6 protein-coding genes are annotated in these 6,654 nt (G+C 33.6%); 5 read left to right on the top strand and 1 reads right to left on the bottom strand.

Annotated elements, in window-relative coordinates:
- Positions 1-63: 63 nt before the first annotated feature.
- Complete coding sequence (locus AACU95_RS10780; RefSeq protein WP_004244186.1) at positions 64-888, bottom strand: MurR/RpiR family transcriptional regulator; 825 nt, start codon at positions 886-888, stop codon at positions 64-66.
- A 1,075-nt stretch (positions 889-1,963) separates the two neighbouring features.
- On the opposite strand from AACU95_RS10780, the gene AACU95_RS10775 reads away from it, so the two are divergent.
- From AACU95_RS10775 to tehB, 5 genes are all read left to right on the top strand, one after another.
- Positions 1,964-2,518 carry a cytochrome b gene (locus tag AACU95_RS10775; RefSeq protein WP_004244184.1) on the top strand — a complete coding sequence of 185 codons (555 nt, stop codon included), beginning with the start codon at positions 1,964-1,966 and terminating at the stop codon, positions 2,516-2,518.
- A 45-nt stretch (positions 2,519-2,563) separates the two neighbouring features.
- On the top strand, positions 2,564-3,142 hold the full coding sequence (locus AACU95_RS10770; RefSeq protein WP_004248606.1) for a YceI family protein: 579 nt from the start codon (positions 2,564-2,566) through the stop codon (positions 3,140-3,142).
- Positions 3,143-3,387: 245 nt separating this feature from the next.
- Positions 3,388-4,473 carry a linear amide C-N hydrolase gene (locus AACU95_RS10765; protein WP_004244182.1) on the top strand — a complete coding sequence of 362 codons (1,086 nt, stop codon included), beginning with the start codon at positions 3,388-3,390 and terminating at the stop codon, positions 4,471-4,473.
- A 16-nt stretch (positions 4,474-4,489) separates the two neighbouring features.
- A complete protein-coding gene (locus AACU95_RS10760) occupies positions 4,490-5,659 on the top strand; it encodes an NAD-binding protein (RefSeq protein ID WP_004244181.1) in 1,170 nt (389 codons plus the stop codon).
- A gap of 81 nt (positions 5,660-5,740) precedes the next feature.
- Positions 5,741-6,595 (top strand): SAM-dependent methyltransferase TehB, encoded by an 855-nt coding sequence (gene tehB, locus AACU95_RS10755; protein ID WP_004244180.1) that lies wholly within the window; start codon positions 5,741-5,743, stop codon positions 6,593-6,595.
- The last annotated feature ends 59 nt before the right edge of the window (positions 6,596-6,654 follow it).

Genomic DNA, 6,654 nt, shown 5'->3' with positions numbered 1-6,654 from the left:
TTATTATTTATTCTATTTTTAATAAAACCGCACCTTATATAAGATGCAGTTTTAAATAATATGTTAATGGCTCTTTTTTCTAAAAGCGAATGCAACTGAAAGTGCTTGTAGTAAACATAATGTTGAGGTTTGAGAACGAAACATTTTTATTTGTGCTTCTTTTACAGTTAAACAAACATCACTTAGACTTGCTAATGGGCTTATGGGGCTATCTGTTACAATAATTTGTTTAGCCTCTTTATAAGCTGCAATCTCACACATTTTTTGCATTTCTTCTGAATAAGGGTGGAAATGGATGCCAAACAGCACATCTCTATGTGTAATATTCCTAAGTTGTTCTTTATACATTCCCCCTAGGCAATTAACAAAGACGGTTTCACAAGGGATATGAGAAAGCGCGTGAAAAAAATAGCTCGCAGCACTAAAAGAATGGTGAAAACCACCTATATAGATAGTTTCTGCATACTCAAGTAGTTGTATAGTTTTATTTAACATATCCTTATGGGTTTGATGAGCTAACTGTTGCAAAGCGTGGCTATTGGCTTGTGCAAACTCTTGCAGAATATAATCTGGCTCATTTAAGTTTGGTGGTTCCTTTTTGTATTGCTGCTTATAGGTTAATTTTTCATTATCCATTTCACCCATTAAATGACGTTGAAATAAAAGTTTCATTTCATTAAATCCTTTGAAATGAAATGCATTGGCAAAACGGATTAATGTTGATGGAGGAACATTTGCTTTATCTGCAAGGATCGCGATTGTATCAAATGCTACACTGTTTTTATTATCCAAAAGATAATGTGCAACCTGCTGTAGCCTTTTACTTAATCCATTATAGCGGGAGCGAACTTGTTCCTGTAGTTCATTCAGATTTGTTGCAGTAGACATAGTGCCCTCAATAAAAATACGGCTACAATTGTAGTGTTTTTTCAAGTCAAATTGAATGTTTTTAGTTAATAACTATTAAAATGAAATCATGAGTTAATTTTAATTAAATAAATAACCTAAAGGTAATTATTCAATGTTAAAATCTCTATTCGTGTTAAAAGTAAGATGGTTTATTATCATAATGTGAAACTATTTTTTTGAGTTTAACTTTGGGTGAAATAATTATTTCAAGTCTAAAGTAAAACCCATTATATTATTTTAAGTCTTATGGTGGGCTATTTTTTATTTGTGATTGTGTTTTTTAATTCATTTTAAATTTAATTTATTGCCATATTTTAAGTTGTTTTGTTGGTGTTTATTACTAATTTAAAATAGATTAGTGTTTTTGTGCGCAATGGCTAATATTTATAATAGGTTACTTGCCTTATTAGATAATAATAGTAATTTATTGCTATCTTTATTTTAAATTATTTGAAGGCTTAGATTGTTGTATGGATAGTGAGGATGTTTGGTTTTATTTCTTGATGTGTTATTTTCATGAACACTATTCTGAACTTATTTCAGTTATTTTTATTATTAGCTTTATTGGAATTATTTGGGGTATTATTCATGAAATGCGCTGGCTATCTGTTTTTTTTACACTACCGCTGTTAATTTTTGTGGTTGGACTCATTTTTTCTAATTCTTGAGTTTAGGCGATGTTAAGTAAATCATATATAGCTTTGTAAATTTTTTCGATATTAAAATTAACTGACTCGCCTATTTATTCTCATTTCATTTCGCTACTTTTCTTTTATCGTAACAATATTAATACAGTAATAATATTAAGTTAATTTTTTGTTACACCTTCGACTTTACTGTTACATAAATCGCCTATATACTGTTTTTTGTATATATTATAATCAATAATTATATTGATAAATTAATCAATAAGGCAACTAATAAGCGATAATGACTCATTGATTATTATTGAAAAAGATAAACAAATAATTTGTTGAATTTTAGACTAACATTTTATATTTAATCTACTAATATAGTTAACGGCTTGTTAATAAAATATCGATTGAGGATCATTATGCAGTGGCGGAATACATCTACTCGCTATGGGCACTTGTCGCTTCTTTTACATTGGGGGACAGCATTAACCGTCTATGGCATGTTTGCCCTAGGATTGTGGATGGTAAATTTAGGCTATTACGATAGCTGGTATCATTCAGCCCCTGAAATACATAAAAGTATAGGGATAATTCTATTTATTGTTCTTCTTTTCCGAGCAATTTGGCGTTGGATTTCTCCTCCACCAACAGCATTATCCAGCTATAGTCGACTTACTCGCATTAGTGCCCATGTGGCTCATATGCTGTTATATCTAATTTTATTTGCCATCATTATAAGTGGCTATTTAATTTCTACTGCTGATGGTCAGCCAATATCTGTATTCGATTGGTTCTCAGTACCTGCTGTTTTCACAGGGGAAGGGGAACAAGCTGATTTAGCCGGTGATGTACATCTTTATTTAGCCTGGGCGGTTGTTGTGTTATCGCTATTACATGCCGCGGGTGCATTAAAACATCACTTTATAGATAAAGATATTACATTGAAACGTATGCTTGGCATAAAAACACAATAATTAAATTTATATTACCCTGTTAATAACAATATTATGGAGAGAACAATGTTTAAGAAGGCGTTATTGAGTTTAACTGCAGGTGCATTATTATTTAATGCTAGTTCAGCATTAGCGGCTGATTATCAAATTGATAAACAAGGGCAACATGCTTTTGTGCAATTTCGTATCCAACACTTAGGTTATAGCTGGTTATACGGCACATTTAAAGATTTTGATGGAAGCTTCACTTACGATAAAGAAGATCCTTCAAAAGATAAAGTCGATGTTGTGATTAAAACGGGTAGTTTAGATACTAATCACGCTGAACGTGACAAACACTTACGTAGTGCTGATTTTTTTAACGTCAGTAAATATCCTGAAGCTAAGTTTGTCTCAACCAAAGTGACTCGTGATGGTGAAAATTATACGGTGACGGGTGATTTAACACTTAATGGCGTTACAAAACCAATTTCACTAAATGCAAAATTAATTGGTGAAGGTACTGATCCGTGGAAAGGGTATCGCGCTGGTTTTGAAGCAACAGGTAAAGTTAATCTGAAAGAGTTTAACTTTAAATCAGATTTAGGACCAAAATCGCAAGAAGCAGAATTAATCATCTCTGTTGAAGGTGTGAAAAAAAATTAAACGTAGCGAATATTGGTAAGCAATAATTTGCGATATCACCTAATAGATTAAAAACTGATGCTTTTAGCATCAGTTTTTTTTTACTTAAGATACGTAACTTGTCTTATACTTACTTAAGAAAATTTCTGTAAGATAGATAAATCGTTATTAATTATTAGAGAGTTTATTTTTTATAAGTGATAAGAAAGTGGTCAAAATGAGGAAAATAAGATTAAGCTTATCTAATAATTTAAAGGTGAAAAATTATGCTAAAAAAATTACGACATACTTTATTAAGTACATTAATTATTTCAGGTACCTTTTTAAGTAGTATAACTACGGCGCAAGCTTGTACCCGAGTTGTTTATTTAGGTGAAAATAACCAAATAATTACCGCTCGTTCTATGGACTGGAAATACGAAATTGGTACTAATTTATGGATATTCCCTCAAGGAATGCAACGTTCTGGTGAGGCTGGTGATAATTCAGTTCAATGGCAATCAAAATATGGTAGTGTGATTGCATCAGGTTATGATATTTCTACTACTGATGGTATTAATGAAAAAGGATTAGTGGCTAATTTATTATGGCTTGCTGAATCAGATTACCCAAGTTATTCCAAAGATAAGCCTGCAATGGCTATTTCTGCATGGGCACAATATGTATTAGATAATTTTGCTACTGTTGAAGAGGCGGTAACTGCTTTAAAAGATGAGCCTTTTATTGTCTTAACAGACAAAGTACCCGGACAGGATAGAGTCGCAACGTTACATTTATCATTGTCTGACAGTTCTGGTGATAGCGCAATTATTGAATATATTGATGGTAAACAGGTGATCCACCATAGCCGAAAATATCAAGTGATGACTAACTCCCCTATATTTTCTGAACAGTTAGCATTAAATAGCTATTGGCAGCAGATTGGTGGTACGGTAATGTTACCGGGTACTAATAGAGCATCGGATCGTTTTGCAAGAGCCTCTTTTTATATTAATGCTATTCCTAAATCGCAATCGAGCAAAAAATCACTTGCCAGTGTATTTGGGGTGATCCGCAATGTTTCGGTGCCTTATGGATTAAGTACCGTAGAATCTCCAGAAATATCATCGACTCGTTGGAGAACTGTCGCTGATCATAAAAATCAGCTCTACTTTTTTGAATCTGCATTATCACCAAATACTTTTTGGGTTGATTTGAAACAAATTGATTTTTCAAAAGAAACAGGAAAAGTGATGATGTTAGCGTTAGGCCAAGAGCAGTCAACGATTTATTCAGGAGATGCAAGCTCTCAGTTTAAGCCAGCGAAACCTTTTAAATTTAAAGGGTTAGAAAATATACCAATACAAAATTAATAGAAATTAGATAAAAATGAAGTTATCGGCAGTCGTTAATTTTATGGAGACATCGTCTTTTAGCAGAAAGATGATGTCTTTCTTATTGATCTTGAATAGTCTTTTTATTATTTACTCGATATTACTTTCTCGTGGTGTTTATCTTGATTGGGAAATACACGGTTTTGCTGACTGGCTAAAATCGTTAGGTATATTGAAATTACTTGATATTCCTAAAGTGATGTTAGCGAGTGCACTTATTTTGCTCTCTTTCTTTATGTATATGGGGGCGCGGATTGCGTGGTGCGTTTCATTAATATTATTAGTGACGATCGTTTTTTTAGATGTCGCGGTTTATCACCAAGCTGGTACTCAAGCCTATACTTCATTAGCATTAGCCATTGTATTGGTTATCAGCCGGCGTGCTTTTCCTCATCATAGCTTAACCAGTGCCGGTTTTGTTGCTTTTATCTGTACGATTTCGCTACTGAGTTTCTCTATGTTAGGCAGCCTCTATATTGGTGATGAATTTAAACCACATATCACAACGTTAATGGATGCTTTCTACTTTTCCATTGTCTGTATGACAACACTTGGTTTTGGCGATATCGTTCCTATCTCAAGTAATGCGAGAATGTTTACCCTAACAGTGGTTATTTTGGGGATCACTGTTTTTACGACTTCTATTGTTTATGTGATGGGATTTTTGGCTCGTGGTACTCGCGATATTGTGAAGAAAAGGATCGCTAAAATGCATGATCATTTTATTATTATTGGCTCTTCAATGTTGGCAGCACAATTAGAGAAAGGGCTTAGAGAGCAAGGTAAACCGGTTATTGCGATTTGTTCGGATAAAAAGCAAGCCATGTATGATAAAGAAGCCAATATTATTGAAGGTGATCCAACCAATGTAAAAACATTACAAACGGCAAATATTCGCCAAGCGAGTTGGGTGGCGACGTTATCTGAAAGTGATGCGGAAAATACCTTTATTTTATTAACTATTCAAGAGTGTCCAGACCTTCAAGCGAAATTAATCACTATCATTAATAAAGATGAGAATAGAGAAAAAATAAGTCGATTACGTCCAGATATGCTGTTGTCTTTAGCTTCGTTAGGCAAAGAAATTATGATGAAAGTCCTTTGTGGTGAATCTATTAATTCGTCTGATGTTACTGATTTATTAATCAATAAATATTTAAAATAATGTATGTCAAAAATCACCCTTTACCTAAGAGAGTGATTGCAATAAGATGTATTTAAAATGCATCTTAATAGAGGTTGAATTATGGAACTTGTTACGTATAAAACGCTACCTGAATGGCACTTAACAGCGATCCCTTTAGCATTATTAGAGCGTCATAACACAAAAGAAGGCACTTATGCGCAAATGCGGATATTACAAGGGAGTATGACATTTGTGCTATTTAAGGATGATGGAGAACAAGTGTTCTTAGAGTGTGATAGCGAAAATCAGCCTCCGCTTATTCAACCTCAGCAATGGCATAAAATCGATAAAGCGAGTGATGATGTACTTTGCCAGCTCTCTTTTTTATGCACTCCCGAAGATAAATTTTTTAAAGAAAATGATTTGTCATTACCTCATTCGGAAGTGCGTTATATGGCAACATTGACTACCCCATGTAAAGTGCTTGATTTAGGCGCAGGGCGTGGTCGTAATAGCTTCTATTTAGCATTACAAGGTTATGATGTGACCGCATTAGATATTAATGCCGCTCATATTGATGCAATTGAAGCCGTCAAAGCTAAAACCGGTTTAGCGATCAAAAGCGGCTTATATGATATAAATGAAGCAGCATTAAATGAGAAATACGATATTATTATTTCTACTGTGGTTTTGATGTTTTGCCAGCGTCAACGTATCGCAGATATTATTAAAAATATGCAGGAGTGTACAAATCCAGAGGGGATTAATGTCATTGTTTGTCCTGTTGAAACAGCAAATAGTGGATCTGCTGAAGTTCCTTTCAAAACCTTCTTGCGCCAAGGTGAGTTAGCGGATTATTACCAAGGCTGGGATATTATTAAATATAATGAAAATCCAGGGCATCTACATAAAACTGATGCTAATGGTAATCGTATTCAACTTAATTTTGCGACATTAATTGCGCGTAAAAAATAATAAATAGATGGTGAGAAAAATACCCTCGTTAGATCACAGCGAGGGTATTTTAGTATTTG

The organism is Proteus sp. G4415, from assembly GCF_963896075.1.
GTDB lineage: Bacteria > Pseudomonadota > Gammaproteobacteria > Enterobacterales > Enterobacteriaceae > Proteus > Proteus mirabilis.
The sequence above is the reverse complement of the archived record's forward strand: the minus strand, read 5'-3'. Positions and strand labels throughout refer to the sequence as shown.

Bases quoted from the DNA above. Each gene is read 5' to 3' on its own strand.
- AACU95_RS10760 (WP_004244181.1), top strand. From the start codon at position 4,490: ATGAAGTTATCGGCAGTCGTTAATTTTATGGAGACATCGTCTTTTAGC.
- AACU95_RS10780 (WP_004244186.1), bottom strand. From the start codon at position 888: ATGTCTACTGCAACAAATCTGAATGAACTACAGGAACAAGTTCGCTCC.
- AACU95_RS10765 (WP_004244182.1), top strand. From the start codon at position 3,388: ATGCTAAAAAAATTACGACATACTTTATTAAGTACATTAATTATTTCA.
- tehB (WP_004244180.1), top strand. From the start codon at position 5,741: ATGGAACTTGTTACGTATAAAACGCTACCTGAATGGCACTTAACAGCG.
- AACU95_RS10770 (WP_004248606.1), top strand. From the start codon at position 2,564: ATGTTTAAGAAGGCGTTATTGAGTTTAACTGCAGGTGCATTATTATTT.
- AACU95_RS10775 (WP_004244184.1), top strand. From the start codon at position 1,964: ATGCAGTGGCGGAATACATCTACTCGCTATGGGCACTTGTCGCTTCTT.